We start from the raw sequence: 25,878 nt of genomic DNA on the forward strand, positions 1-25,878 counted from the left end.
TCGCCATCCACAGCCCGTGGACGGCGGACACGGCCGGAGGCCGAGGGCCGGGGGATCGGGGCGGTGGTTCGACCCTATGGCACCCCACTCCGGCGGGGAGCGATTCCGGCAACGGCCCCGAGACCACGCCCCCGGCGCGACTACTCGGGGTTACCGCCCGGGGACGGTGAACCGGGCTATCGGCTCGGAGGCGTCGAAGCGGGCCGATCCCCCGGCTTCCGGGTGGGACAGGATCAACTCCCACAAGTAGAGATTTCCGGACATGATGCTCGCTCATCACCCATGTACCCGCAGTTCACACCGTGTGTTACCTTTGCCGCGGCTGGCTTGATCGGGTGCTCTCGTGACGGCTCAGGCCGGGCGGTCGAGTGCGGCAGCCGACACGCGTACGGCGTGTGGACGCACTTCGCGGAGCAACGCCCGTACCGCCGCAGTGGCATAGCCAGATCCCAGCACCACGGTTCAGGACGGACGTCCTGGGCGAAACGAACGCAGGGAGTGGCTGTGCACTTGACTCCACACGAGCGAGAACGCCTGATGATCCACGTGGCGGCGGACGTCGCGGAGAAGCGGCGAGCCCGTGGGCTGGCGCTCAACTACCCGGAGGTCGTGGCGATTCTGACCGCGCACGTGCTGGAGGGCGCGCGCGACGGCCGGAGCGTCGCCGAACTCATGTCCTCCGGGCGGAAGGTGCTGCGCCGCGAGGAGGTCATGGAGGGCGTCCCCGAGATGATCGACAACGTCCAGGTGGAGGCCACCTTCCCGGACGGCACGAAGCTCGTCACCATCCACCACCCCATCCCCGAGGCGGCCGAGTACGAGGAGGACGTCGTCCACCCGGGGAAGGTGGACTTCTCCGTCGAACCGGGCGACGAGACCGTCGCGTTCAACGAGGGTCACGAGGTCACGACGCTGACCGTCCGCAACCCGTCCGACCGCCCCGTCCAGGTCGGCTCGCACTACCACTTCGCCGAGGCCAACGACGCTCTGCGGTTCTGCCGGAAGAGCGCCTGGGGCAAGCGGCTGCACGTTCCGGCGGGCAGTTCGGTGCGCTTCGAGCCCGGCATCACCGAGGAGGTCCAGTTGGTGCCCATCGAGGGTGAGCGGCGGGTACGCGGGCTGCGCGGCGACGTGCCGGGGCTCCCGGAGAAGGTCGACGGCTCGCTCGACGAGGTCCGTGGCGCGTTCGACGAGGAGGGGTGTGAGATCCGTGGCTGAACCGATCCAGCGTTCCGTGCGCGCCGAACAGCCGGGCCGCTCCAGCCCGTTGAGCCGTATCGACTACGCGGACCGCTTCGGTCCGACGACCCGCGACGGCATCCGGCTGGCCGACACGGCGCTCCGTATCGGCATCGAGGACGACTGGGCGGGCGGTCCCCAACGCAGCGGCACCGAAATGGTGTTCGGCGGCGGCAAAGTGATCCGCGAGTCCATGGGACAGTCCGCGATCCCCCGCGCCGCCGGGGACCCTCCGGGAACCCCGAAGAGTCCGGCCGGTTCGGTCAGCGCGGCGCGTCCGGACGGTCCGGGTGCGGCGAAAACTCCGGCCAGTCCGGTCAGTTCGGGGACCGACGAGGTCACCGTAGGCGCCGAGGACCGGGGCTGGACGGTCGGGCCGCCGGACACCGTCATCACCGGGGCCGTGGTCCTCGACCACTGGGGCATCGTCAAGGCCGACGTCGCCATCCGGGACGGCGTGATCACCGCGCTCGGCAAGGCGTACAACCCCGAGACCATGCGCCGCCTGCACGACGACGCGACCGCGCACAACGGGAACGGGCCCACCCCCACCGACTTCCCCGTCGGCCCCGACACGGAGGTCATCGCCGGGAACGGCCGCATCCTCACGGCGGGCGGGGTCGACACCCACGTCCACTTCATCTGCCCCGACGAGATCATCGAGGGGCTGGCGTCCGGCGTCACCACGCTGATCGGCGGCGGTACCGGACCGGCGCAGGGCAGCACCGCGACCTCCGTCACCCCCGGCACCTGGCATCTGGACCGCCTCTTCGAGGCGCTGGACGGCATCCCGGTCAACGTCGGGCTGCTCGGCAAGGGCGCCACCATGTCGGAGCGGTCGATGTACGACCAGGTGGACGCGGGCGTCATCGGCTTCAAGATCCACGAGGACTGGGGCGCCACCCCGCGCGTCCTCCGTAACTGCCTGCGGATCTGCGAGGAGACGGGCGTGCAGATCGCCCTCCACGCGGACTCGCTGAACGAGGCCGGGTTCGTCGACGACACGCTCCGGGCCATCGACGGCCACTCCATCCACGTCTTCCACGTCGAGGGCGCGGGCGGCGGCCACGCGCCCGACATGATCAAGATGGTGGGTGAGGGCAACGTCCTGCCCGCCTCCACCAACCCCACCCGGCCGCTGACCGTGAACACGGTCAAGGAGCACTTCGAGATGGTGATGGTGGCGCACCACCTCAACCCGCAGGTCAAGGAGGATTTGGCCTTCGCGGACTCGCGGATCCGGCCGTCCACCATGGCCGCCGAGGACATCCTGCACGACCTCGGCGCCATCTCGATCATGTCCTCGGACGCCCACGCGATGGGCCGCGCCGCCGAGGTGATCACACGCACCTGGCAGACCGCGCACGTCATGAAGGTGCGCCGGGGCGTCCTGGAGGAGGACCGGGCGGAGGAGCGGCGGCCCGAACCACGGAACCCGGAGACCGCACCGCTGTCCACCGACAACCGTCGCGCCCGCCGGTACGTCGCGAAGTACACCATCAACCCGGCCATCGCCCACGGCATCGACGGTCACGTCGGCTCCGTCGAACCCGGCAAGCTCGCCGATCTGGTGCTCTGGGAGCCCGCGTTCTTCGGCGTCAAGCCCAACCTCGTCATCAAGGGGGGTCAGATCGCCTACGCGCAGGTGGGCGACCCCAACGGCTCCATCACCACCCCGCAGCCGGTGCTGCCGCGCCCCACCTGGGGGGCGGTGGGCCGGGCGCCCGGCGCCAACTCCGTCAACTTCGTCTCCCAACGGGCCCTGGACCAGGGGCTGTCCGAACGGCTCGGGCTCACCAAGCGGTTCCGCGCCATCTCCAGCACGCGCGGTGTCCGCAAGGAGCACATGAAGGAGAACTCCGCCACCCCGGACGTGCGCATCGACCCCGACACCTACGAGGTCATCGCCGGGGACACCACGGCGGTGGACGTGACGGCCTCCGTCGACGAACGGCTCGTCGACCGGGTCTACGCCACCGAACTGCCCATGACCCAGCGCTACTTCCTCTTCTGACGTGGCGGAACGCGCATGAGCACCGGTACGACCGACGCCCCCACAGCCACGCCCCACCACCCCGCGACCAACCCCAACCCCAACGCCCGCCCGGGCACCGTCGACACAGCCCGCCCGTGCGACGACGACACTGCCCACCTGGGCGCCGTCGACGCAGTTCACCAGGGTGGTGACCGCCCGGGCGGCAACTACCCGGGCGTGGACGGGACATCGGACGTTCGTCCGGAAGGCGGCACCCAACCCGCCCACCGAGCCGCGCTGTTCGTCCTCGCCGACGGCCGCTTCCCTGCCGGAGGCCACGCGCACTCCGGCGGGGCCGAGGCGGCCGTCGCCGCGGGGCGCGTCCACGACGCCCGGTCGCTGGAGGCGTTCTGCCGCGGGCGGCTGCACACCGCGGGCCTGGTCGCCGCGGCCCTCGCCGCCGCGTCCGCGACCGGACACGACCCGCTCGCGCTGGACGAGGCGGCCGACGCCCGCACCCCCGTCCCCGCCCTGCGGGACGTCGCCCGGCGCCTCGGCCGCCAGCTGATGCGGGCCGCCCGTGCCACCTGGCCCTCGGCCGAGCTGGACCGACTGGCGGGCGCCCGCCCGCGCGGCGCGCACCAGCCCGTCGTCCTCGGACTGACCGCCCGCGCGGCCGGGTTGGCGCCGCTGGACGCCGCGTACGCCGCGGCCTACGAGTCCGTCAGCGGACCCGCCACGGCCGTCGTCCGGTTGCTGAGCCTCGACCCGTTCGACGCCACCGGGGTGCTGGCCCGTCTCGCCCCGGAACTGGACCGGATCGCCGAGGACGCGAGGGCGGCGGCCCAACGCGTCGTCCACGAGGGGACGGTGGCCCTGCCCGCGGCCTCCGCGCCGCTGCTCGACATCACCGCACAGCACCACGCCGCCTGGCAGGTCCGCCTGTTCGCGTCGTAACCCACCACACCCACCACACCCATCCCGCCCCGGCTCCTGCATATGGCCCACCAACCACGCCCCACGGCCCCCGCGTTCACCAACCGGACCTGAGCGACGGCCTGTTCCCCGCCTTCGTACCCCTGTTCCTCGAACCCTCGAACCCCTGAGGACGCCCGAACTCCGGACTCCGGACTCCGGCCCGCCGAGGTTGCTCCGGACGCCGGACGCCGGGTAGTCCCGACAGCCCCTGGGCACCGGTCAGTTCGGGGTCTCCAGTCCCCGTCCAGACACCCCGCCGCCACCCGTCCCGCTCCGCCACCCCGTCCCCGTCGCACCCCTCACTCCTCACTCCTCACTCCTCACCGCTCACTTCGCGCCCCTCGCCCCATCCCGCCCTCGTCCCTCCGGCCCGGCCAACTGGTCGCGCCGCAGCACCAACAGGAGAGCCCGTGCACCTCGATCACGACCTCGACGAGCGGTTCCCGCTCCGTCACACCCACAGCGCCCTCGCCCCCCACCGGCCCGACGGCACCCGGCGAGCCTTCCGCGTCGGGCTGGGTGGGCCGGTCGGTTCCGGGAAGACCGCCACCGTCGCCGCCCTCTGCCGAGCGCTCCGCCGCGATCTGTCCATCGCGGTGGTCACCAACGACATCTACACCCGGGAGGACGCCGACTTCCTGCTCCGCGAGGCGATCCTGCCGCCCGAGCGCATCCGGGCCGTCGAGACCGGTGCCTGCCCGCACACCGCGATCCGGGACGACATCTCCGCCAACCTCGAAGCCATCGAACTCCTGGAGGACGAGACCAGCCCACTCGACCTCGTCCTGGTGGAGTCCGGTGGCGACAACCTCACCGCCACCTTCTCCAGGGGCCTGGTCGACGCGCAGATCTTCGTGATCGACGTGGCGGGCGGCGACGACATCCCCCGCAAGGGCGGTCCCGGCGTCACCACCGCCGACCTGCTGGTCATCAACAAGACCGACCTCGCGCCGTACGTCGGCTCCGACCTGGAGGGCATGGCCCGCGACGCGAAGGTCCAACGCGGCGAGCTGCCCGTCGCGTTCACCTCCCTCACCAGCGGCGACGGCGTCGGCCCGGTCGCCAGCTGGGTGCGGGAGCGGCTCGCGGCCTGGGGCGCGAAGCCCGCATGACCCCGACGCCCCCCGCACCCGCCGCCGTCGCCCCGGCGATCCCCGCCGCCGTCGCTCCGACGACCCGTGCGGCCCCCGCCGCCCCCGCGACGTCGACGAGCCCGGCCTCCGCGCCGAACCGCGAGGTCACGCCGATCGCGCCCTGGGCCACGGCGGGGGTGCGGGCCACCGCCCGCGTCGTGGCCGCCCGGCGCGGTCCGGTCACCTCGCTTCCCATCCTCGATGGCGACGGCCCCTTCGAACTGCGCCGCCTGCGCTCGCGCGGCGACGAGGCGCGGGTCTGCGTCGTCGGCGCCATGAGCGCGCCCCTGGGCGGCGACCGGCTGTGCGTCGAGGCCACCGCGCGCCGTGGCGCCGCGCTGCACGTCACCTCGGCCGCCGCGACGCTCGCGCTGCGCGGCCCGACCAGCGAGCACGCCACCTACGACATCCGGCTCACTGCCGAGGACGACAGCGAACTCCACTGGCTGCCCGAGCCGTTGATCTGCGCGGCCGGGAGCGACCTGCGGCAGAGCTGGACGGTCGACCTCGCGCCCACCGCGCGTCTGCTGTTGCGCGAGGAGCAAGTCCTCGGCCGCACCGGCGAACCCACCGGCCACGTGACCACCCGGCTCACCGTACGGCGCGGATCCCACACCCTGCTCGACCAGTCCGCCGACTACGGCCCGGGAGCGCCGGGTTGGGACGGTCCGGCGGTCCTGGACGGTCACCGTGCGGTCGGTCAACTCCTCGCCGTGGACCCCGTGTACGAGCGGTATCCCGCCAACGTCCGGCTGCTTGGCGGCGGTCCGGACGAGGGCCACGCGGCGGTGACCCCGCTCGCGGGCCCCGGCGTACTGGTCACCGCCGTGGCCCCGGACGGCCTCCGCCTGCGCGACCTCCTCGACGCGGCCCAGACCACCCTCCTCCAACCTCCACCCCCGCACTGACCGACACCGGAGTTGACCCCGCTCGGGGCCAACCCCTGCACGGACCCGCCCGGTTGGTCACGAACCGCCAAGTCCCTAAGAGCTGGTGTCTCTCCGGGACGCGCCGCCGCTGCCCCGTAAGGTGCCGTGGGCACGGAAGTTGACCGGACCGGCGGAGGGCCGCCAGGGGCGGCCGCGGACTTCGGAACCCGAAGGCGGCGGCACCGGGCCAGGGACCGGACTACACGGAGACGGTGACGGGCACGGTGTCCCTGGAACTGGAGGACACCTTGTACGTCCACTCCACCGTCCGCATCCCCAACGGCTCCGTGGAGACGTAGGGACACAGCGTGTACTTGATGGTGTACGTGCCCGAGTAGCCGGCCAGGCCGATCTTTTCGCGGTACCTGAGCGTGAGGATCTGGCAGAACGCCGCCAGCGCGGTGGTCCCGGCGGGCAACAGGTTGTGCAGGACCCGGAACTCCGGCAGATTCATGATCCGCAGCATCTCGGTCAGGCCCGAGCCCCCGGAGTCACCGAAGATGACGGAGTTGTAGTCGTTGACCACGTCGTCGTTGGACTTGAACTTCCACAGCTCCTGGTCGGTGGAGAGGAAGTACGCCTGGAAGTCCTCGAATCCCGGGTAGGGAGTCGAGCTGACCTTGCGGAGGATGCAACTCACGGGAGTTCCCTTCCGTCAGCGGTGGAACCGCGTGCCCTGGCGGGCACATCCGCTCACGGTAATCGCACCGGTGCGCGGCGTGAGGGCCGTGAGAAGAACCCGCCCAGGTTGACCGAGAACCCGCCCTCCCGGGCAGCCCAGGCCCCGACGCGTGACCGCACCCACCCCGCCCCGCCGGAACCCCGTCCCCACCGGACCGACCGGGGGGGGCACGGGGCAGGCGATGCGGAGACACGTGAGAACGCCCGCATCGGATTCGCGACGCGGCGATGGCGCATCGGACGGGGAGGCGCCCGGAGTTGGAGCATGTGGGGGAGGGGAGCGACCCTTGATCGGCCCCGGCAACAAACAACCCCCAGGCCGCTGACCTGGGGGTTGGAGTGGAGCGGGCGACGGGAATCGAACCCGCGCTCTGAGCTTGGGAAGCTCATGTTCTACCATTAAACTACGCCCGCGAGGAGCCCGGTGTTGATCGGCTCATCGGCGGATACTGTACCTCATGAGGGACCCCGGTCGCACAGGCCGAGGGTCCCCTTGTCGTTTGCGGGCTGGTGTGTGTGGGGGTGCGGGCGGGGGCTGTGTGGGGGTGGGGTTGAGGGGGCGTGCGAGGGGGTCGTGGTCGCTACGGTGGGTGGGGCGCCGCTTGCGCCACTGTCTGAACCATCCCCTAATGTGGCTTTTGTCGTCCAGGTGTAGGGGAGTGGGAAGTTGATGGAGTCCACCGTCGTGCGGTGTGCCGAGGGGCACGTGTTCACCACCTCGATGTTCCCGATGCAGCAGCTCGGTTCGGAACGCATCGGCCCGGGGCGGTTGTTGCGGTGCCCACGGTGTGCGCGGTTGCGGCAGGCGGTTCCGGTGTCGCGGCGTACCGGCAAGCGGTAGCGCGGCGTACCGGTAAGTGGTAGCGCGGCGTACCGGTAAGCGGTGGTCGGCGCGCTGGCACGCGGTAGCCAGGTGGGCCCGTGGGTGGGCGCGGACGGTCCGGGCGGTGGTGGTCGGAGGGCGCGCGCGGGGGCCCGGATGTGGTGGGAGCGGTGGCCCGGGTGGTGAGCCGCTGCCCACCTACGGTGCGCGGGCTGCCGGGCTGCCGGGTTTCCTGGGTATCTGTTCCGGGGGTTCCGGAGGCGGCACCGGGTCGCTTCGCTGGTCAGTGGCCGCGTACCGGGGTTCACCGGTCGTCGCCGGGAGAGCTGGGGGCTGGGGGCCGGTCCGATTGGGCCGGCCCCGAGTCGTGCGCGTAGTCTCGGGCCGTGCTTCTCTCAGACAAGGACATCCGGGCCGAGATCGACGCGGGGCGGGTGCGGATCGAACCGTACGATCCGACGATGGTGCAACCGTCCAGTGTTGATGTGCGGTTGGACCGCTACTTCCGGGTGTTCGAGAACCACCGCTACCCGAACATCGATCCCGCCGTGGAGCAGCCCGACCTGACGCGGCTGATCGAGGTCGAGGGGGACGAGCCGTTCATCCTGCACCCCGGCGAGTTCGTGCTGGCCTCGACGTACGAGGTGATCAGCCTGCCGGAGGACATCGCCTCGCGGCTGGAGGGCAAGAGTTCGCTGGGGCGGCTGGGGCTGCTCACGCACTCGACCGCCGGTTTCATCGACCCCGGGTTCTCCGGCCACGTCACGCTGGAGCTGTCGAACGTGGCGACGCTGCCGATGAAGCTCTGGCCGGGGATGAAGATCGGGCAGCTGTGCATGTTCCGCCTCACGACCCCCGCCGAACACCCCTACGGTTCCGCTCGCTACGGCTCCCGCTACCAGGGGCAGCGCGGCCCCACCCCGTCGCGCTCGTTTCTGAACTTCCACCGTACGCAGGTCTGAGAGAGGCGGCACCGCAGTGAGTACCGCGATGGGTGACGAGCGCGAGAACCTGACGTACGGGCTGTTCGGCGAGGCGGTCCGGGGGTGGGGAATACGTTGGACGTGCCGATAATGCTTCCGCCGCTGCCCAACGCCGTGGAGTTCTCCGAGAAGCGCGTCCTGGTGGCGGACGACGTGGCGGACACCGGCCGCACCCTCAAGCTGGTGCACGACTTCTGTGCCGACCACGCGGCCGAGGTGCGCAGCGCGGTGATCTACGAGAAGCCGCAGTCGCTGGTCTCCTGCGAGTACGTGTGGAAGCGCACGGACCGCTGGATCAACTTCCCGTGGAGTGTGCGGCCGCCGGTGGTCCGCCGCCCCGGGCAGGTCTTCGACGCCTGACGGGACGCGGACAGGAAGGCCGACGGGGGCGCGGACCGGGACGCGGACAGGAAAACGGCCCGGCGTTCACCGGGCCGCTCCGTGCCGCAGACTACAGCGTGCCGAGTTTGACCAGCGCGAGCAGCGCCAGCAACTGCACGGCCGAGGCGCCCAGCGCGCGGGGCCACGGCAGATCGTGTGAACGGCTGACCATCGAGGTGAAGAGGAAGCCCGCCGCGATCCAGGTGGCCCAGCCCAGCACCTGCACCAGGGGAGCGGTGCCGCCCAGGAAGAGCGCGAAGAGCAGCCGGGGCGCGTCGGTCATCGACATGATCAGCATGGAGAGGCCGATCGTCGGCGCCCACGCGCCGTCGCCGCCGAACTGGCGGGCGAGGGTGTGCGTCACCGCGCCGAGCACCAGACCGGCGAAGACCACGGCCACGGCGGTGCTGATGACGAACGGGATGGCGGTGGACAGCGTGGCGCCGAGGACGTCGTCGCGTCCCTGGTCCAGGCCGAAGATCGCCAGCAGCCCGTAGAGGAAGGTGACGATCAGGGCCGGGCCCCACACGGGGTAGTCCCGCATCTGCCAGAAGGTCGCGTTCGGCCGGAGCACCAGGCCGCGTAGCAGGTCCTTCCGGGACAGCCGGGGCCCCGAGGGCGGGCCGGGGGTTCCGGCGCCGTAGGTGCTTCCGGCGCTGTAGCCGTCACCCGGCCCGTAGCCGTATGGATCCTGACCGTAGGGATCCCGGCCCTGTGGGTCGTGACCGTAGGGATCGTGCACGCTGAACTGCTGGGTGTGGCCCGGTGCGTTGGCGAACGGGTCGCCGCCGGGTCTGGGTCCCGGGCCCGGCTGGTGACCGCCCAGGTACTCGGGCTCGCTGCGGCCCCCCGGCCCGGCGTGCCCACCCGCTTGCGGCCACTGCTGAGCGCCCCCCTGTGTGCCGTACGGGGGCTGTTGCTGCCCGTACGGCGGTTGTCCGTAGGTCCCCTGCTGTGGGGAGCCTCCCTGCCGCCCGGCCCCCCGGGCGTCTCTGCCGCGTCCCATCCTGAATCCAGCCACGCGATCGAACGTACCGCGTCCCGTGGACGCGCACGCCGCACCTTCGTGAACTGGCCAAACATCGCTGCCGAGCTGTGACATCCCCTAGGGGGACCCGGTGGGGCCAGCTCCCCCACGGGGTGGCGTCAGCTCCCCGGACCGGGTGGTGACAGCCCCCCTGCGCGCGGCGTCACCCGGCCCGGCCGTGCGGACGTGGCCCACGGCCGGGCGTACGGAGCGACGGGGTGGGCCGGGTACGGAGCGGCGGGGCGGCGGACCGTGTACGGCGGGGCGGCGGACCGTACGGCGGGGCGGCGGGGCGTCGGGGGGCCGGGCCGTGTGGCGGGGTCCGGCTCGGCGGCGACGGGTCAGCGGAGGTGGGTCAGCGGGCGGGGCCGTGGGGGTGGGCCTGGTCGGCGGGGAGAGCTCGGGACGTGTCGGGTGCCTCACCGGCGCTCGGATCCGCGCCCCCCGTCCGTTCCGCGCGGCCGCCGGGCAGCGCGCCCGGCAGCCAGACGGCCAGCGTGACGACCGCGCCCTGACCGTTCGCGTCACCGACCGTCAGCCGGTCGGTGACGAGTCGGGCCAGCCAGAGGCCCCGGCCGGTGGGCGCGCCGTCCAGCCCCGGGAGCACCTCGGGGATCACGTCCTCGCTGAACCCGGGCCCGGAGTCGGCCACCTGGCACTCCAGCTCGCGGCCGAGCTGCCGCAGCGTGAGGTGGCCACCGCCTCCGCCGTGCTCGATCGCGTTGGTGGCGACGGCGTCGATCGCCACCACGAACTCACCCCTGCGCGGCTCGTTCAGTCCGGCCCACGCGGCGCTGCTCTCGACCTCCATGCGGAGCCTGGGCATGTCCCGCAGGGTGAAACGGAAGCGGCAGAGGCACTGGGGGGTCAGCATCCGGCGTCCTCCTCGGCTCCGCCGGTGACGCCCAGGCGTTTCCCGAACCCCCGTTCCCCGAACCTCGCGCGGACGGGACGGACGGGGCCGGGGCGGGGGGTGCCCGCGCGGTACGGGCGGATGACGCCCGTGTGGACGGGGCGGCCGGTGTCCGGACGGGGGAACACGGCTGTCCGGGTTCCGGGAAGCGGTAACGGGCGGGGTCCGGACGGTGGGACGGGGACGGTCGGGCGCCGCGCCACCGGACCAGCGCCGCTCCCGGCCCCCGAGCCCGCTCCGCTCCCGGCCGCTGAGCCTGCTTCGGGCCCGGAGCCCGAGCCCGCCCCGACCCCGGTGTCCGTGCCCATGGAGATTCCGGTCGCCGAGTCGGCCGTCGCGTGCGGGGTGGTGCCGTCGCGGGGTAACTCGGCCGGGGTGCGCGCGGAGGGTGCGCCCTTCGCGGCCCTTCCGGTGGACGGGGCGACCCCGTCGGGGGAGCGCGCGTACGGTCCCGGCGCGTGTCCGGGGCCGTCCCCGCCCGTCCGCTGGGCGTTCCGGCCCGTCGGCTGGGCGTTCCGGCCGGGCTTCGCGCGGCACGGTCTCCCGGCCGCCGCCGCTCCCGCCGTAGCCGTAGCCGTAGCCGGAACCGGAACCGGAACCGGAACCGTAGGCGGGGTCGTGGGGCTGGGCGATCGACGGGGGCCGGGCTGGGCTCGCCGGCCCTCGGGTGGGGCGACGCGGGGCTGGCCGGGGAGGACGCGGCGCGCGGGCAGCCGGGGGCGCGGGTGACGGCCCCCGCCGTCCGGTCCGCTGTCGCGGTCCCCCACGCGTGTTCGCCTCCTTAGCCGGCTCCGCTCGGCACTCCCCGCGCTCCCCGCACCGTCCGGGGCGGGTGTGGTGCCCGGACGCCCGGTTCGGGGCGCGGCTCTCGCGCGGACGTCCGGCTGGTCCGCTGCGCTGCCGCCGCCTCTAGGAGGCTAGGGCGGCAGCCAGGCGAAGGGTATACGCACGGCATGTATTGCACTCCGCTGGGTGGTGGCCGGTCCGCTCCGGGAGCCGCGCGCCGGGCGGACGCACGCTGGCGCACGCCCGGCGGAGCGCGGGCCGAGGACGGGCGGGAGCCGGGCGGGAGATGCCCGGAAGGCGGCCGGAAGACGGGCGGGAGGTGGCCGAGCGGGGGAGCAGGGTCCGGTGGCGGCCCCCCGCGAGGGACCTGCGTGGGGCCGGGTGCTGGGGCCGGGCGTCAGGTGGCGTGGTGTTCCGTGGTGTGCAAGTGCGCCCCGACGTAAGGGGGTTCGCGCGGCGGCGGGGACCCTCCCGTCCACCGCGCGGCCTCCGCGTCGTCTCCGGTGCGTCCACCCTCGCCGCCGCACCCGGCGAGACGCCGGGGACGTCATGGCGCGACGGCCGGTCCCGGGGGGTGGGACCGGCCGTCGCGGGCTGGAGGGGTGTGGAGGCGCTCCGGTGGCCTCAGGTGGCGGGCTCCGGCGCGGGCTCCTCCTCGGTGGCGTCGTCGGTGGGGTCGGCCGGGGTCCTGACGGAGTCCAGCAGCAGCTGGGCCACGTCGACGACCTGGAGGTCGGCCTTGACGCGCGGCGCGGCGCCGGAGGTGTCGCCCTCGGCGGCGGCCTTCTTGCCGTTCACCGAGTCGGTGAGCATGACCAGGCAGAACGGGCAGGCGGTGGAGACGATGTCCGGGTTGAGGGAGAGCGCCTCGTCGACCCGCTCGTTGTTGATCCGCTTGCCGATCCGCTCCTCCATCCACATGCGGGCGCCACCGGCGCCGCAGCAGAAGCCGCGCTCCTTGTGCCGGTGCATCTCCTCGTTCCGCAGGCCGGGCACCCTGGCGATGATCTCGCGGGGCGGGGTGTAGACGGTGTTGTGCCGCCCGAGGTAGCAGGGGTCGTGGTAGGTGATCAGCCCCTCGACCGGGGTGACCGGCACCAGCTTGCCCTCGTCCACCAGGTGCTGGAGCAGCTGGGTGTGGTGGATGACCTCGTACTCGCCGCCGAGCTGCGGGTACTCGTTGGCCAGGGTGTTGAAGCAGTGCGGGCAGGTGGCGACGATCTTCTTCTTGGAGCGGGGGACGGTGGTGGCCTCCGTGCCCTCCTCGGCCTCCTCCTCGCCGAAGGCGGCGTTCAGCGTGGCGACGTTCTCCTCGCCGAGCTGCTGGAAGAGGAACTCGTTGCCGAGCCTGCGGGCCGAGTCACCGGTGCACTTCTCGTCCCCGCCCATGATCGCGAAGTTGACGCCCGCCATGTGCAGGAGTTCCGCGAAGGCCTTGGTGGTCTTCTTGGCGCGGTCCTCCAGGGCTCCGGCGCAGCCGACCCAGTAGAGGTAGTCGACCTCGGTGAGGTCCTCGACGGTCTTGCCGACGACCGGCACCTCGATCCCGGTCTCCTTCTGGAGTTCCTTCGTCCACTCCAGCCGCTGCTTCTTGGCCAGGCCCCAGGGGTTGCCCTTCTTCTCCAGGTTCTTGAGCATCGTCCCGGCCTCGCTCGGGAACGCGCTCTCGATCATCACCTGGTAGCGCCGCATGTCGACGATGTGGTCGACATGCTCGATGTCGACCGGGCACTGCTCGACGCAGGCGCCGCAGGTGGTGCAGGACCACAGGACGTCCGGGTCGATGACGCCGCCCTCCTCGGCGGTGCCGATGAGCGGGCGCTCGGCCTCCTCCCGCGCGGACTGGGGGACGCCGGCCAACTGCTCCTCGCTGGCCTTCTCCTCGCCCTCCATGGTCTTGCCGCCGCCGGCGAGCAGGTACGGCGCCTTGGCGTGCGCGTGGTCGCGCAGCGACATGATCAGCAGCTTGGGCGAGAGCGGCTTGCCGGTGTTCCAGGCGGGGCACTGGGACTGGCAGCGCCCGCACTCGGTGCAGGTGGAGAAGTCGAGGATGCCCTTCCAGGAGAAGTCCTCGACCTGCGAGGCCCCGAAGCGGACCTCCTCCTCGTTGTCGTCGTCGAGCGCGGTCTCGAAGTCGATCTCCTTGCCGCCGGAGACCATCGGCTTCAGCTCGCCGAGCGCGGTGCCGCCGTCCGCGTTCCGCTTGAACCAGATGTTCGGGAACGCGAGGAAGCGGTGCCAGGCCACACCCATGTTGGTGTTCATGCTGACCGTGATCACCCAGACGAGCGTGGTGCCGAGCTTCACCATCGCCCAGAAGTAGATGAGGTTCTGGAGAGTGGCGACGCTCAGCCCGCCGAAGGCGGCGACCAGCGGGTACGAGACGAAGTACGCGGCCTCGTAGCCGTCGACGTGGTGCAGCGCGCCCTCCAGGCCGCGCAGCGTCAGGATGGCCAGGCCGATGATGAAGATCACGTACTCGACGAAGTACGCCTGCCACGCCTTGGAGCCGGTGAAGCGGGACTTGCGCCCGGCGCGCGAGGGCAGGTTCAGCAGCCGGATGACCATCAGGGTGGCGATGCCCAGCGTGGTCATCAGCCCGATGAACTCGATGTACATCTCAAACGGCAGCCAGCCGCCGATCACCGGCAGCGTCCAGTCGGCCTGGAAGAGCTGTCCGTAGGCGATGAGGATGGTCGGCGGCAGGGTGAGGAAGCCGATGGCGACGAACCAGTGCGCGATGCCGACGACGCGCCAGCGGTTCATCCGGGTGTGGCCGAGGAACTCCCTGACGAGCGTGGCCGTGCGGGCCTTCGGGTGGTCGGTGCGGCTTCCGGTGGGGACGGGCTGCCCCAGCTTCACGAAGCGGTAGATCTGCGCGACAGCACGGGCGATGAGCGCAACGCCGACGGCGGTGAGCATCAACGTGACGACGATCGCGACGAGTTGCATGTCGGCTCCTCGGGCCTGCGGCCAGCTCTGACCGAACTCTTACGGAACTACGGATGACGACGGACGGCTACGAACGGCTACGGAGTCTACCGATCTCTTACTAAGCAGTAACTTAACCGGTCTGTACGAGGCTACCCACTCACTGCCGCGCGTCTGTAGTTCGCGCGGCGGTGATTTGCGTCGCCCTGGTCGTGCCGTCAGACCGTCGAGCCGTCCGGCGTCCGGACGCCGGAGTCGGCTCGCGCCGTCCGTGGTCACGGTTCGCCCGTCGGGTGTGGTGACCCGGTGGCGGTCACCGGTGGTCGCCGACGGTAGCCGACGGTGGTGGGCGGGCCCCGGCTCCCGGCGCCGGACGGGGTGGGTGGGCCTGGGGGAATCGGGGGGACCGGACGGATCGGGGGGATCGGAGGAGGGGTGGGGTGCGGCGATCCGCTCGCGGGAGGCGTACGGGGTCTCGCGGAGTGTACGGGGGTGCGGGGTGGGGCGGGGGTGTGCGGGGTACCCGGGCGCCGCGCGACTGTGGGGGTCCGGGTGGGGGTCAGGTTCGGGTGGGGCGGAGCGGGCCGAGCCGGTCGGGGCTGGGAGGGGGTGGCCCGGGAGCCGGGCGGAGTCAGCGGGAAGCGGCCTGGGTGACGGGCCTGGGTGGGCTGGTGGCTGCGCTGTGCTCCGGCAGCAGCCTTGAGTCTGCTCGACTCACGTCTTTTGACGCGGTGAGAATCCTGGTGCACTCTTGAGTCAGTCTCACTCAAGACATCAGCTGGAGGAAAACGAAATGGCACGTGCGGTCGGCATCGACCTGGGTACGACGAACTCCGTCGTCAGTGTTCTCGAAGGCGGTGAGCCCACCGTCATCACCAACGCCGAGGGCGCCAGGACCACGCCGTCCGTCGTCGCCTTCGCGAAGAACGGCGAGGTCCTCGTCGGTGAGGTCGCCAAGCGCCAGGCGGTCACCAACGTGGACCGCACCATCCGGTCGGTCAAGCGCCACATGGGCACCGACTGGAGCATCAAGATCGATGACAAGGACTTCAACCCGCAGCAGATCTCGGCCTTCGTGCTCCAGAAGCTGAAGCGGGACGCCGAGGCGTACCTGGGCGACAAGGTCGCCGACGCGGTCATCACCGTCCCGGCGTACTTCAACGACGCCGAGCGCCAGGCCACCAAGGAGGCCGGTGAGATCGCCGGCCTCAACGTGCTCCGCATCGTCAACGAGCCGACGGCCGCCGCGCTGGCGTACGGCCTGGAGAAGGAGGACCAGACGATCCTGGTCTTCGACCTCGGTGGCGGCACCTTCGACGTCTCGCTGCTGGAGATCGGCGACGGCGTCGTCGAGGTGAAGGCGACCAACGGCGACAACCACCTCGGTGGTGACGACTGGGATCAGCGTGTCGTGGACCACCTGGTCAAGCAGTTCCACTCGGGCCACGGCGTGGACCTCTCGAAGGACAAGATGGCCCTCCAGCGCCTCCGGGAGGCGGCGGAGAAGGCCAAGATCGAGCTGTCCTCGTCCACCGAGACCACGATCAACCTGCCCTACATCACCGCCTCGGCCGAGGGCCCCCTGCACCTCGACGAGAAGCTGACCCGCGCCCAGTTCCAGCAGCTGACGCAGGATCTGCTGGAGCGCTGCAAGACCCCGTTCCAGAACGTCATCAAGGACGCCGGTATCCAGCTGTCCGAGATCGACCACGTGGTGCTGGTCGGTGGCTCGACCCGGATGCCCGCCGTCGCCGAGCTGGTCAAGGACCTCACCGGCGGCAAGGACGCCAACAAGGGCGTCAACCCGGACGAGGTCGTCGCGATCGGCGCCAGCCTCCAGGCCGGTGTGCTCAAGGGCGAGGTCAAGGACGTTCTGCTGCTGGACGTCACCCCGCTGTCCCTCGGTATCGAGACCAAGGGCGGCATCATGACCAAGCTGATCGAGCGCAACACCACGATCCCCACGAAGCGCTCGGAGATCTTCACCACGGCCGAGGACAACCAGCCGTCCGTGCAGATCCAGGTCTACCAGGGCGAGCGCGAGATCGCCGCGTACAACAAGAAGCTCGGGATGTTCGAGCTGACCGGCCTGCCGCCCGCCCCGCGCGGGGTGCCGCAGATCGAGGTCACCTTCGACATCGACGCCAACGGCATCATGCACGTCTCGGCGAAGGACCTCGGCACCGGCAAGGAGCAGAAGATGACCGTCACCGGCGGCTCCGCGCTGCCGAAGGACGACATCGACCGCATGATGCGCGAGGCCGAGCAGTACGCCGACGAGGACGCCAAGCGCCGCGAGTCCGCCGAGACGCGGAACCAGGCGGAGCAGCTGGTCTACACGACCGAGAAGTTCCTCAGCGACAATGAGGACAAGGTCCCCGGCGAGACCAAGACCGAGGTCGAGGCGGCGCTGGCGGACCTCAAGGAGAAGCTGAAGGGCGAGGACACCGCGGCCATCCGGGAAGCCTCCGAGAAGGTCGCGGCCACCAGCCAGAAGCTGGGCGAGGCGCTGTACGCCGACGCGCAGCAGGCGCAGGCCGGCGGTGCCGAGGGCGCCGCGGGTGCCTCCGCCGGTGGCGCCGCGGGCGGTGCCAAGGCCGACGGCGAGGACGACGTGGTCGACGCCGAGATCGTGGACGACGAGCAGAAGCCCAAGGGTGGTGCGGCGTGACAGATCCGGAGGCGCGGGGCTCCGTGGAGCCCGACGTCCCCACTGACGCGGCCGTGAACGCCGAGGGCGCCGCGGCACAGGCCGCCGGGTCCGCCACCGCCGAGGAGCCGACGGCGGACGCGGCGGCGTCCGGGGACACGCAGGAGAAGGAGGCCGCGGGTCCGGAGGACCTCCAGGGCGCTCCCGAGGAGAACGAGCTGGACGCGGGGCTGCTCGCGCAGCTGGAGCAGACCAGGACCGCGCTGAACGAGCGCACCCAGGACGTCCAGCGGCTCCAGGCCGAGTTCCAGAATTACCGTCGCCGGGTGGATCGCGACCGCGCCTCCGTCAAGGAGATCGCCGTCGCGAACCTGCTGACCGAGCTGCTGCCGGTGCTCGACGACATCGGCCGGGCCCGGGACCACGGCGAGCTGGTCGGCGGCTTCAAGTCGGTGGCCGAGTCGCTGGAGATGGTCGTGGCGAAGCTGGGGCTGATGCAGTTCGGCAAGGAGGGCGAGCCCTTCGACCCGACGGTGCACGAGGCGCTGATGCACTCGTACTCTCCGGATGTCACGGAGACGACGTGCGTGCAGATCCTCCAGCCCGGGTACCGAATCGGCGAGCGTACGATCCGCCCCGCGCGGGTCGGGGTCGCCGAGCCGCAGCCGGGGGCTCAGCCGTCCGCCGCGGACGAGTCCGCGGAGCCCGAGGGCGGCGAGTCCGGTGACGCCGGTGAGCCGGGCGGGTCGGCCGAGCAACAGGAGAGCGGTGGTCCGAAGGAGGGCTGAGAGCCCTCCCCGGGCCTGTGTTCAGGGCCCGGTTCCGGGCCCTGAACACAGGGGATGGAACATCAGTAAACGGGAGGAGGGACGTCGGGGATGAGCACCAAGGACTTCATCGAGAAGGACTACTACAAGGTCCTCGGCGTCCCCAAGGACGCCACCGAAGCCGAGATCAAGAAGGCGTACCGCAAGCTCGCGCGCGAGAACCACCCGGACGCCAACCGGGGGGACGCCACCGCCGAGGAGCGGTTCAAGGACGCCTCCGAGGCGTACGACGTGCTCGGCGACCCCAAGCGCCGCAAGGAGTACGACGAGGCGCGTTCGCTCTTCGGCAACGGCGGGTTCCGTCCCGGTCCCGGAGCCGGGGGCGCCGGGGGGCAGGGCGCCGGGAACTTCAACTTCGACCTGGGCGACCTCTTCGGCGGTACCCAGGGCGGCCCCACCGCCGGCGGCTTCGGCGGCGGTATCGGGGACGTCTTCGGCGGGCTGTTCAACCGGGGCGGCCCCGGCACCGCGACGGGCGGCCGCGCCCAGCCCCGCCGTGGCCAGGACGTCGAGTCCGAGGTCACGCTGAGCTTCACCGAGGCGGCCGACGGCGCGACGGTCCCGCTGCGCATGTCCAGCAGCGCCGCCTGCAAGGAGTGCGCGGGCACCGGCGACAAGAACGGCACCCCGCGGGTCTGCCCCACCTGCGTGGGTACCGGCCAGGTCAGCCGGGGCGGTGGCGGCGGCTTCTCGCTCACCGATCCGTGCGTCGACTGCAAGGGCCGGGGCCTGATCGCGGAGGACCCCTGCGAGGTGTGCAAGGGCTCGGGTCGCGCCACCAGCTCCCGCACCATGCAGGTGCGCATCCCCGCGGGGGTGAGCGACGGTCAGCGGATCCGGCTGCGGGGCAAGGGCGCGCCGGGGGAGCGCGGCGGCCCCAACGGCGACCTGTACGTCGTCGTGCACGTCGACGCGCACCCGGTCTTCGGGCGGCGCGGCGACAACCTGACGGTCACGGTGCCGGTCACCTACCCGGAGGCGGCGCTGGGCGGTGAGATCAGGGTCCCGACACTGGGTGGGCCCCCGGTCACCCTCAAGCTCCCACCGGGGACACCGTCGGGACGCACCATGCGGGCGCGCGGCAAGGGGGCGGCCCGCAAGGACGGAACCCGGGGGGATCTGCTCGTCACCATCGAGGTGGCGGTACCCAAGGACCTGAGCGACAAGGCGAGGGACACCCTGGAGTCCTACCGCGACGCCACAGCGGGAGAGGACCCACGCGCAGCGCTGTTCGAGGCGGCGAAGGGAGACTGACGTGAACGGCCGAGGCGGACGAAGAAACCCCTACGAACTGACCGAAGAGTCACCGGTCTACGTCATCTCGGTCGCAGCTCAGCTCTCCGGTCTCCACCCGCAGACCCTGCGCCAGTACGACCGTCTCGGGCTGGTCTCCCCGGACCGCACGGCGGGCCGGGGACGCCGGTACTCCGCCCGGGACATCCAGCTGCTGCGCGAGGTGCAGCGGCTCAGCCAGGACGAGGGCATCAACCTGGCCGGAATCAAGCGCATCATCGAGCTGGAGAACCAGGTGGCGGCCCTCCAGTCCCGGGTCGCCGAACTCCAGCAGTCGGTGGACGGCGCCGCGGTGGCGATGCAGCAGCGGGAGGCGCAGGTACACGCCTCCTACCGGCGGGACCTGGTGCCCTACCAGGACGTCCAGCACTCCAGCGCCCTCGTGGTCTGGCGGCCCGGCAGGCGCCGCGACTGACCACCTCAGCCCGTGCGCGCCGCGGGGCCCCCGGCCCGAGCGGCCCGCACGGCGCTACGGAGCGTGGCGACCGATCACCCGGATCGCCGATATCACGCCACCAGCGGAGTACCGCTGGCCGTGCCGCGGAGGCCCGCCCAGCGTGGGGGGATGACATCGATACGCAGGCCCTCCCGCACGCGTACCCGAATACGGATCGCGGCGCTGCTCGCCGTCGCGCTCGGCCTGCTGGCCGCGGCCACGCCGTCCGCCCCGGCCAGGACGTACGTCCCCGACTCCGAGGGGCGGCTCTGGTCGCAGGGGGACGGCAGTGTCAGGACCGTCGGGAAGATCGTCTCGGTGCTCCCCGGTGACGAGATCGGACTGTGCTCGGGGGCGGTCGTCGATTCCGGCGAGGGGGGCAACGGCAGCGTCGTGGCGACCGCCGCGCACTGCATCAGCGATCCGCACTCCCCGCGCCACCCCCGTGAGGCGTACTTCGTCCCGGAGTACGACCGGCTCGGCCAGACCGACCTCGCCCGGATCCGGGACGCCGGGTGGCGGGTGACCGGCTTCCACGAGGCGCCCGGCTGGAACCCCGGGAAGCAGCGCCTGGAGGAGATCCTTCCGCACGACTGGGGCTTCCTCACCGTGGAGCGGAAGGACGGCCGGACGCTCCAGCAGTCCCAGGGCGCCAACACCCTCGCCTACGCCCCCGACCCCACCCACGAGCACGTCGCAGCGCTCGGCTACCCGGCGCAGTCCCCGTACGACGGGGAGGCCCTGGCCTACTGCGCCGGACCGGCCCCGGTGGCGCGGCCCGACGAGTACGCGGCGGCCAACGTCGGCAGCTACGTGATGGACGGCTGTGACCTCACGCAGGGCGCCAGCGGCGGCCCCTGGATGCGCGGCTTCGACCAGGGCAGCGAGTCCGGGACGGTGGTCGCCGTCAGCACCGTGGGGGAGTGGGGGACGCTGCTCGGCCGCCCCTTCCCGAGAGAGGCGCGGGGCGTGCTCGCCGACGCCGGACGCTGAGCCGCCCCGCCCGTGCCCCGGGGCCATGGGCGGTACGCCCCGGCCGGGGCCGCCGGAACAGTCGGAGCCGTCGGAGTCGGGGCCGTCGGAGTCGGGGCCGTCGGGAGGGCCGGGACGTGGGCGGTCGGCGGGGGTCAGTCCGCCTCGCGGAGCGTCAGCCCGTAGTAGGTGACCCAGTAGCCGCTGATCTGCTGCGCGTTGTCCGAGAGGGTGAGGCTCGCGGGGTGCGGGACGCCCACCTCGCGGAGGTAGCCGACCACGGTGCGGGCCAGCGCGGCGCCGTCCGCCTCGCCGGGTCCGAAGGCCCCGGTGGTGAAGTTCACCGGGTCCCAGTGCTCGTGGGTGGCCGGAACCTCCTCGGTGGGGATCCAGCCCAGCGCCCGCATGGTGTCCGCCCGGGGGCCGTTGGCCAACTGCTCGCTCGTCCAGGTGTAGTGGCCGATCTCCAGGGTGTCCGCGCTGGAGAGGTTGCAGAGCATCGGGCCGCCCATCCCGGGGACGTCGCCGTGCAGGGACATCGATATCGCGATGCCGAGCGCCCGGGTCTCCGCCGCCAGGGTGCTCAGGAACTCCCCGAGCGCCCGCTCGAACACTCCCCAGTCGTCGGCCCGCCAGCCGCCCGGGATGCCCAGTCCGGCGGTGGCCGGATCGCCGGTGCGCACGCCGAAGAAACCGCCGAGCGCGCCCGGCTCGCCGTGCCCCTGTCGCAGGTGCCAGTTCTCCTGCGGGTCGGTGGGCAGCAGCAGTAACTGCGGGCCGTTCGGTCCCGGGTGCAGCTCCAGACAGTTCCGCTGACCGCGCCAGCGCAGGAACGGGCTACCCCAGAGCGGCGGGCTGTCGTAGTACGGCATCGGCATCCCGTACGAGCCCATCAGCGAGGCCGGGCCCAGCGCCTCCGTCAGCGCGTCCCCCGCCTGGCGGAAGGCGTGCGCGGGGGTGGCGGCGAGGGCGCCCGCCGGGACGGGGCAGGCGCCGGGGCGCTTGGTCGCGGTCGCACTCCGTCCCACGGCGGGGGCGGGTTCCGGGGGCCCGGCGAGCGGGCCCGGGTACGTGGGGGCCTGACGGGCGGGGGCCAGCGGGTCCTCGCCGAGCGGGTCGGGGCCCAGCGGCAGGTAGATCCCGACGTACTCCTCGCCGTCGTGCGCGTAGTCCTTCTCGAAGCGGTCCACGGGGCGCAGCCAGCCGACGGTCCGCGACCCGTCCGCGCCGGTGCCCGGTCGGCTGACCGTGGGACCACCTTCCGCCTCGGACCACTCCCAGCCCAGCCGTTCCTCGACCAGCGCCCGCAGGTCGGTCCTCCGCCAGCCGCCGGTGTCGCCGTCCCAGAGTGTGCGCGCCAGTTCGGCCAGCTTCTGGCCAGGCCGTGCCTCGGTCATCCTGCGGTCTCCCGTGGTGCTTCGCGGTCGGTGAAACCCGATCTTGGCACGCGTCGAACGGCTCCCGTGGGTGCCCGCGGAAGTTGTGCGGGCGCAGCGTGGATGGCTGGTGCGGAGGCCGGTGGGAGCCCCGGTCCGGAGCCGGACGCGGGTGTTCTCCGGTCGGCCTCACCTGGGGCGACCGACGGTATTGGTCTGGACCGGAATCCGGACGGAGAGCGTCCGCAGGGTCCGGTCGGCCGGGGCCCCGGGCGCGGACCGGGCGACGGATTCCGGGCGCGGGCGGAACGTGGGCCGAACGCGGGCCGGGGGCGGACCGGGCGCGGGTCGAACGCGGACCGGCGCGGCCTCCGGGGCGGCCGCTCACCGTCGGACCCCGGAGGGGCCGCCGGGGCACGGCCGGGGCACCGTCGAGTCGTGGTCGGGGTGTGGTCGGAGGGGCGATCGGACGGCCGTCGGGATCAGGGCACCGGTGGCCTTCGTTCGGCCGCCGCCCGAGGGAATACGAGGAGGCGACATGTACTTGAGTGGAGTAGACTCAACTTGCTGCATACTGGAGATAGCAGGAGGCGGCGAGGCTCGGACCTCCCACGGGGCGGCCGGACGGGAGCGCGCGCCCGACGGCTGGGCACGGCCACGGGCCAGGTCCGCGAGGCGTGCGCACCGGGGCGCGGGGGCACCCGGCGCCCCACCGGAGGTACGCCGGGCGCACGCGCCGGGCCGACCCCGCTGGGCTGGTTCGTCGCCGGGACCGCCGGGCCCGACAGCGGCGGCCGCACCTCCTGTCAGCGGAACCAGACAGCCGAACCACCAGCCAGCCGAACGCCGAGTGCACAGCAGAGAAGCGGAGGAACCCCAGCCGTGGACGCCGAGCTGACCAACAAGAGCCGGGACGCGATCAGCGCGGCCAACAACCGCGCCCTGAGCGACGGGCACCCCGACATCACCCCCGCGCACCTGCTCCTGGCCCTCCTCGAAGGCCAGGACAACGAGAACATCCAGGACCTGATCGCCGCCGTCGAGGCCGACCAGGCCGCGCTGCGCGCGGGCGCCGAACGGCAACTCGCCGGGCTGCCCAGCGTCCAGGGCTCGACCGTCGGCAAGCCGCAGCCGGACCGCGAGGTCCTCGCCGCGATCAACGACGCCGCCCAGCGGGCCAAGGAGCTGGGCGACGCCTACGTCTCCACCGAGCACCTGCTGATCGGGCTCGCCGCCAAGGGCGGGCACATCGCCGAGCTGCTGAGGGGGCAGGGCGCGAGCGACCAGCGGCTGCTCGACGCCTTCCAGGCGGGGCGCGGCGGCCAGCGCGTCACCAACCCCGACCCGGAGGGCACGTACAAGGCGCTGGAGAAGTTCGGCACCGACCTGACCGCCGCCGCGCGGGACGGCGCGCTGGACCCGGTCATCGGCCGGGACCAGGAGATCCGCCGCGTCGTGCAGGTGCTCTCGCGGCGAACCAAGAACAACCCGGTGCTGATCGGTGAGCCCGGCGTCGGCAAGACGGCGGTCGTCGAGGGGCTGGCCCAGCGGATCGTGAAGGGAGACGTGCCGGAGAGCCTGCGGAACAAGCGGCTGGTGGCGCTGGACCTCGGCGCGATGGTCGCCGGGGCGAAGTACCGGGGGGAGTTCGAGGAGCGGCTGAAGACCGTCCTCGCGGAGATCAAGAGCAGCGACGGCCAGGTCATCACCTTCATCGACGAACTGCACACCGTGGTCGGCGCGGGCGCCGGTGGCGACTCCTCGATGGACGCCGGCAACATGCTGAAGCCGATGCTGGCCCGGGGCGAGCTGCGGATGGTCGGCGCCACCACGCTGGACGAGTACCGCGAGCGGATCGAGAAGGACCCGGCGCTGGAGCGCCGCTTCCAGCAGGTGCTGGTGGCGGAGCCGACGGTGGAGGACTCCGTCGCGATCCTGCGCGGGCTGAAGGGGCGGTACGAGGCGCACCACAAGGTGCAGATCGCGGACGGCTCGCTGGTCGCCGCCGCCGCGCTCTCCGACCGGTACATCACCTCCCGGTTCCTGCCAGACAAGGCCATCGACCTGGTGGACGAGGCCGCCTCCCGGCTGCGGATGGAGATCGACTCCTCCCCGGTGGAGATCGACGAACTCCAGCGCGCCGTCGACCGGTTGCGGATGGAGGAGCTGGCGCTGGACAAGGAGACCGACCCGGCCTCCGTGGAGCGGCTGGACCGGCTGCGCCGCGAACTGGCGGACAAGGAAGAGGAGTTGCGCGGGCTGAACGCCCGCTGGGAGAAGGAGAAGCAGGGCCTCAACCGGGTCGGTGACCTGAAGGGGCGGCTGGACGAACTGCACGGGCAGGCCGAACGCGCCCAGCGGGACGGCGACTTCGACTCCGCCTCCAAGCTCCTCTACGGCGAGATCCCCGCCGTGGAGCGGGAGCTGGCCGAGGCCACCGAAGCCGAGGAGGAGGCCGCCTCCCGCCGGGGCGGCAAGGACACCATGGTCAAGGAGGAGGTCGGCCCGGACGACATCGCGGACGTCGTCTCCTCCTGGACGGGCATCCCGGCGGGTCGGCTGCTGGAGGGGGAGACGCAGAAACTGCTGCGTATGGAGGACGAGTTGGGGAGGCGGCTCATCGGCCAGTCGGAGGCGGTACGCGCCGTCTCGGACGCGGTGCGCCGGACCCGCGCGGGCATCGCCGACCCGGACCGTCCCACCGGTTCCTTCCTCTTCCTGGGGCCGACCGGCGTCGGTAAGACCGAACTCGCCAAGGCCCTCGCGGACTTCCTCTTCGACGACGAACGGGCCATGGTCCGCATCGACATGAGCGAGTACAGCGAGAAGCACGCGGTGGCCCGGCTGGTCGGCGCGCCCCCCGGCTACGTGGGGTACGAGGAGGGCGGTCAGCTGACGGAGGCGGTGCGCCGCCGCCCGTACAGCGTGGTGCTGCTCGACGAGGTGGAGAAGGCGCACCCGGAGGTCTTCGACATCCTCCTCCAGGTGCTGGACGACGGGCGGTTGACGGACGGGCAGGGCCGTACCGTCGACTTCCGCAACACCATCCTGATCCTCACCTCCAACCTGGGCAGTCAGTTCCTCACCGATCCGCCGACCTCCGGCGCGAGCGGCGCCCAGGAGAGCCGCGAGCGCGTGCTGGAGGTGGTGCGGGCCACGTTCCGGCCCGAGTTCCTGAACCGGCTGGACGATCTGGTGGTCTTCTCCGCGCTGAGCGGGGCCGAGTTGGAGCGGATCGCGCGGTTGCAGATCGACGCGCTCCAGCGCCGTCTCGCGGATCGGCGGCTCACCCTGGAGGTCACCCAGAGCGCGTTGGAGTGGCTGGCCCGCGAGGGGAACGACCCGGCGTACGGGGCGCGCCCGCTGCGCAGGCTGGTGCAGACCGCGATCGGGGACCAGCTGGCCCGCGAGATCCTGGGCGGGGAGGTCCGGGACGGCGACACGGTGCGGGTCGACCACGTCGAGGGCTGGGAGGGCCTGATGGTGGGCGCCACCACCCCAGCGGCCACCGTCTGACCGGGGCTCCCCTTCGTCCCGTCCGTCCC

Annotated in this window: 18 protein-coding genes, 1 tRNA gene and 1 pseudogene; 14 read left to right on the forward strand and 6 right to left on the reverse strand. The window is 72.2% G+C overall.

What is annotated here, in order from left to right; genetic code table 11:
* Positions 1–504 precede the first annotated feature (504 nt).
* The 5 genes from E0L36_RS19370 (at position 505) to E0L36_RS19390 (ending at position 6,233) form a co-directional block, all read left to right on the forward strand.
* Positions 505–1,218, forward strand: a complete 714-nt coding sequence (locus tag E0L36_RS19370; RefSeq protein ID WP_180930395.1) for an urease subunit gamma — start codon at positions 505–507, stop codon at positions 1,216–1,218.
* A complete protein-coding gene (gene ureC, locus E0L36_RS19375; protein ID WP_308416838.1) occupies positions 1,211–3,253 on the forward strand; it encodes an urease subunit alpha in 2,043 nt (680 codons plus the stop codon). The genes E0L36_RS19370 and ureC overlap by 8 nt, the downstream gene beginning before the upstream one ends.
* 198 nt (positions 3,254–3,451) lie before the next feature.
* Complete coding sequence (locus tag E0L36_RS19380) at positions 3,452–4,171, forward strand: urease accessory UreF family protein (RefSeq protein WP_308416871.1); 720 nt, start codon at positions 3,452–3,454, stop codon at positions 4,169–4,171.
* A 431-nt stretch (positions 4,172–4,602) separates the two neighbouring features.
* Positions 4,603–5,304, forward strand: a complete 702-nt coding sequence (gene ureG / locus E0L36_RS19385; protein WP_180930396.1) for an urease accessory protein UreG — start codon at positions 4,603–4,605, stop codon at positions 5,302–5,304.
* Entirely contained in the window at positions 5,301–6,233 is a 933-nt protein-coding gene (locus tag E0L36_RS19390) for an urease accessory protein UreD (protein ID WP_180930397.1), read from the forward strand. The genes ureG and E0L36_RS19390 overlap by 4 nt, the downstream gene beginning before the upstream one ends.
* A gap of 220 nt (positions 6,234–6,453) precedes the next feature.
* Here E0L36_RS19390 and E0L36_RS27830 read toward each other — a convergent pair whose 3' ends face one another.
* Both E0L36_RS27830 and E0L36_RS19400 read right to left on the reverse strand, forming a co-directional pair.
* Positions 6,454–6,894 carry a hypothetical protein gene (locus E0L36_RS27830; protein WP_258016338.1) on the reverse strand — a complete coding sequence of 147 codons (441 nt, stop codon included), beginning with the start codon at positions 6,892–6,894 and terminating at the stop codon, positions 6,454–6,456.
* A 381-nt stretch (positions 6,895–7,275) separates the two neighbouring features.
* A tRNA-Gly gene (locus E0L36_RS19400) sits at positions 7,276–7,349 on the reverse strand.
* Between the two features lie 256 nt (positions 7,350–7,605).
* Between E0L36_RS19400 and E0L36_RS19405 the strand changes: the two genes are divergently transcribed.
* From E0L36_RS19405 to E0L36_RS19415, 3 genes and pseudogenes are all read left to right on the forward strand, one after another.
* Entirely contained in the window at positions 7,606–7,776 is a 171-nt protein-coding gene (locus tag E0L36_RS19405) for a hypothetical protein (protein WP_180930398.1), read from the forward strand.
* Positions 7,777–8,144: 368 nt separating this feature from the next.
* Positions 8,145–8,720, forward strand: coding sequence for a dCTP deaminase (gene dcd, locus E0L36_RS19410; RefSeq protein ID WP_180930399.1), 576 nt, complete (start codon positions 8,145–8,147; stop codon positions 8,718–8,720).
* 63 nt (positions 8,721–8,783) lie between these two features.
* A pseudogene (locus E0L36_RS19415) lies at positions 8,784–9,101 on the forward strand (phosphoribosyltransferase); the annotation flags it as partial.
* A gap of 91 nt (positions 9,102–9,192) precedes the next feature.
* Here E0L36_RS19415 and E0L36_RS19420 read toward each other — a convergent pair.
* The 3 genes from E0L36_RS19420 to E0L36_RS19430 all read right to left on the reverse strand — a co-directional run bounded on the left by E0L36_RS19420 (position 9,193) and on the right by E0L36_RS19430 (position 14,800).
* The gene (locus E0L36_RS19420; protein WP_308416839.1) at positions 9,193–10,143 is read right to left on the reverse strand and encodes a Yip1 family protein; all 951 of its coding nucleotides are present in this window, start codon (positions 10,141–10,143) and stop codon (positions 9,193–9,195) included.
* Between the two features lie 361 nt (positions 10,144–10,504).
* On the reverse strand, positions 10,505–11,023 hold the full coding sequence (locus E0L36_RS19425) for an ATP-binding protein (RefSeq protein ID WP_180930402.1): 519 nt from the start codon (positions 11,021–11,023) through the stop codon (positions 10,505–10,507).
* A gap of 1,449 nt (positions 11,024–12,472) precedes the next feature.
* Positions 12,473–14,800, reverse strand: coding sequence for a (Fe-S)-binding protein (locus E0L36_RS19430; protein WP_180930403.1), 2,328 nt, complete (start codon positions 14,798–14,800; stop codon positions 12,473–12,475).
* Positions 14,801–15,572: 772 nt separating this feature from the next.
* Between E0L36_RS19430 and dnaK the strand changes: the two genes are divergently transcribed.
* The 5 genes from dnaK (at position 15,573) to E0L36_RS19455 (ending at position 20,978) form a co-directional block, all read left to right on the forward strand.
* Positions 15,573–17,450 (forward strand): molecular chaperone DnaK, encoded by a 1,878-nt coding sequence (gene dnaK / locus E0L36_RS19435; RefSeq protein WP_180930404.1) that lies wholly within the window; start codon positions 15,573–15,575, stop codon positions 17,448–17,450.
* Entirely contained in the window at positions 17,447–18,217 is a 771-nt protein-coding gene (gene grpE, locus E0L36_RS19440) for a nucleotide exchange factor GrpE (RefSeq protein WP_374705559.1), read from the forward strand. Before dnaK ends, grpE begins: the two co-directional genes overlap by 4 nt.
* A 90-nt stretch (positions 18,218–18,307) precedes the next feature.
* A complete protein-coding gene (dnaJ, locus tag E0L36_RS19445) occupies positions 18,308–19,510 on the forward strand; it encodes a molecular chaperone DnaJ (RefSeq protein WP_180930405.1) in 1,203 nt (400 codons plus the stop codon).
* A gap of 1 nt (position 19,511) precedes the next feature.
* Complete coding sequence (locus E0L36_RS19450; protein WP_180930406.1) at positions 19,512–19,964, forward strand: heat shock protein transcriptional repressor HspR; 453 nt, start codon at positions 19,512–19,514, stop codon at positions 19,962–19,964.
* A 150-nt stretch (positions 19,965–20,114) separates the two neighbouring features.
* The gene (locus tag E0L36_RS19455) at positions 20,115–20,978 is read left to right on the forward strand and encodes a serine protease (protein WP_180930407.1); all 864 of its coding nucleotides are present in this window, start codon (positions 20,115–20,117) and stop codon (positions 20,976–20,978) included.
* Positions 20,979–21,112: 134 nt separating this feature from the next.
* Here the strand turns inward: E0L36_RS19455 and E0L36_RS19460 are convergent, their stop codons facing one another.
* Positions 21,113–22,354 (reverse strand): hypothetical protein, encoded by a 1,242-nt coding sequence (locus E0L36_RS19460; RefSeq protein WP_180930408.1) that lies wholly within the window; start codon positions 22,352–22,354, stop codon positions 21,113–21,115.
* 861 nt (positions 22,355–23,215) lie between these two features.
* Between E0L36_RS19460 and clpB the strand changes: the two genes are divergently transcribed.
* On the forward strand, positions 23,216–25,849 hold the full coding sequence (gene clpB, locus E0L36_RS19465) for an ATP-dependent chaperone ClpB (protein ID WP_180930409.1): 2,634 nt from the start codon (positions 23,216–23,218) through the stop codon (positions 25,847–25,849).
* Positions 25,850–25,878: the final 29 nt, after the last annotated feature.

It is taken from the genome of Streptomyces sp. AJS327 (assembly GCF_013450295.1).
Lineage (GTDB): Bacteria > Actinomycetota > Actinomycetes > Streptomycetales > Streptomycetaceae > Streptomyces.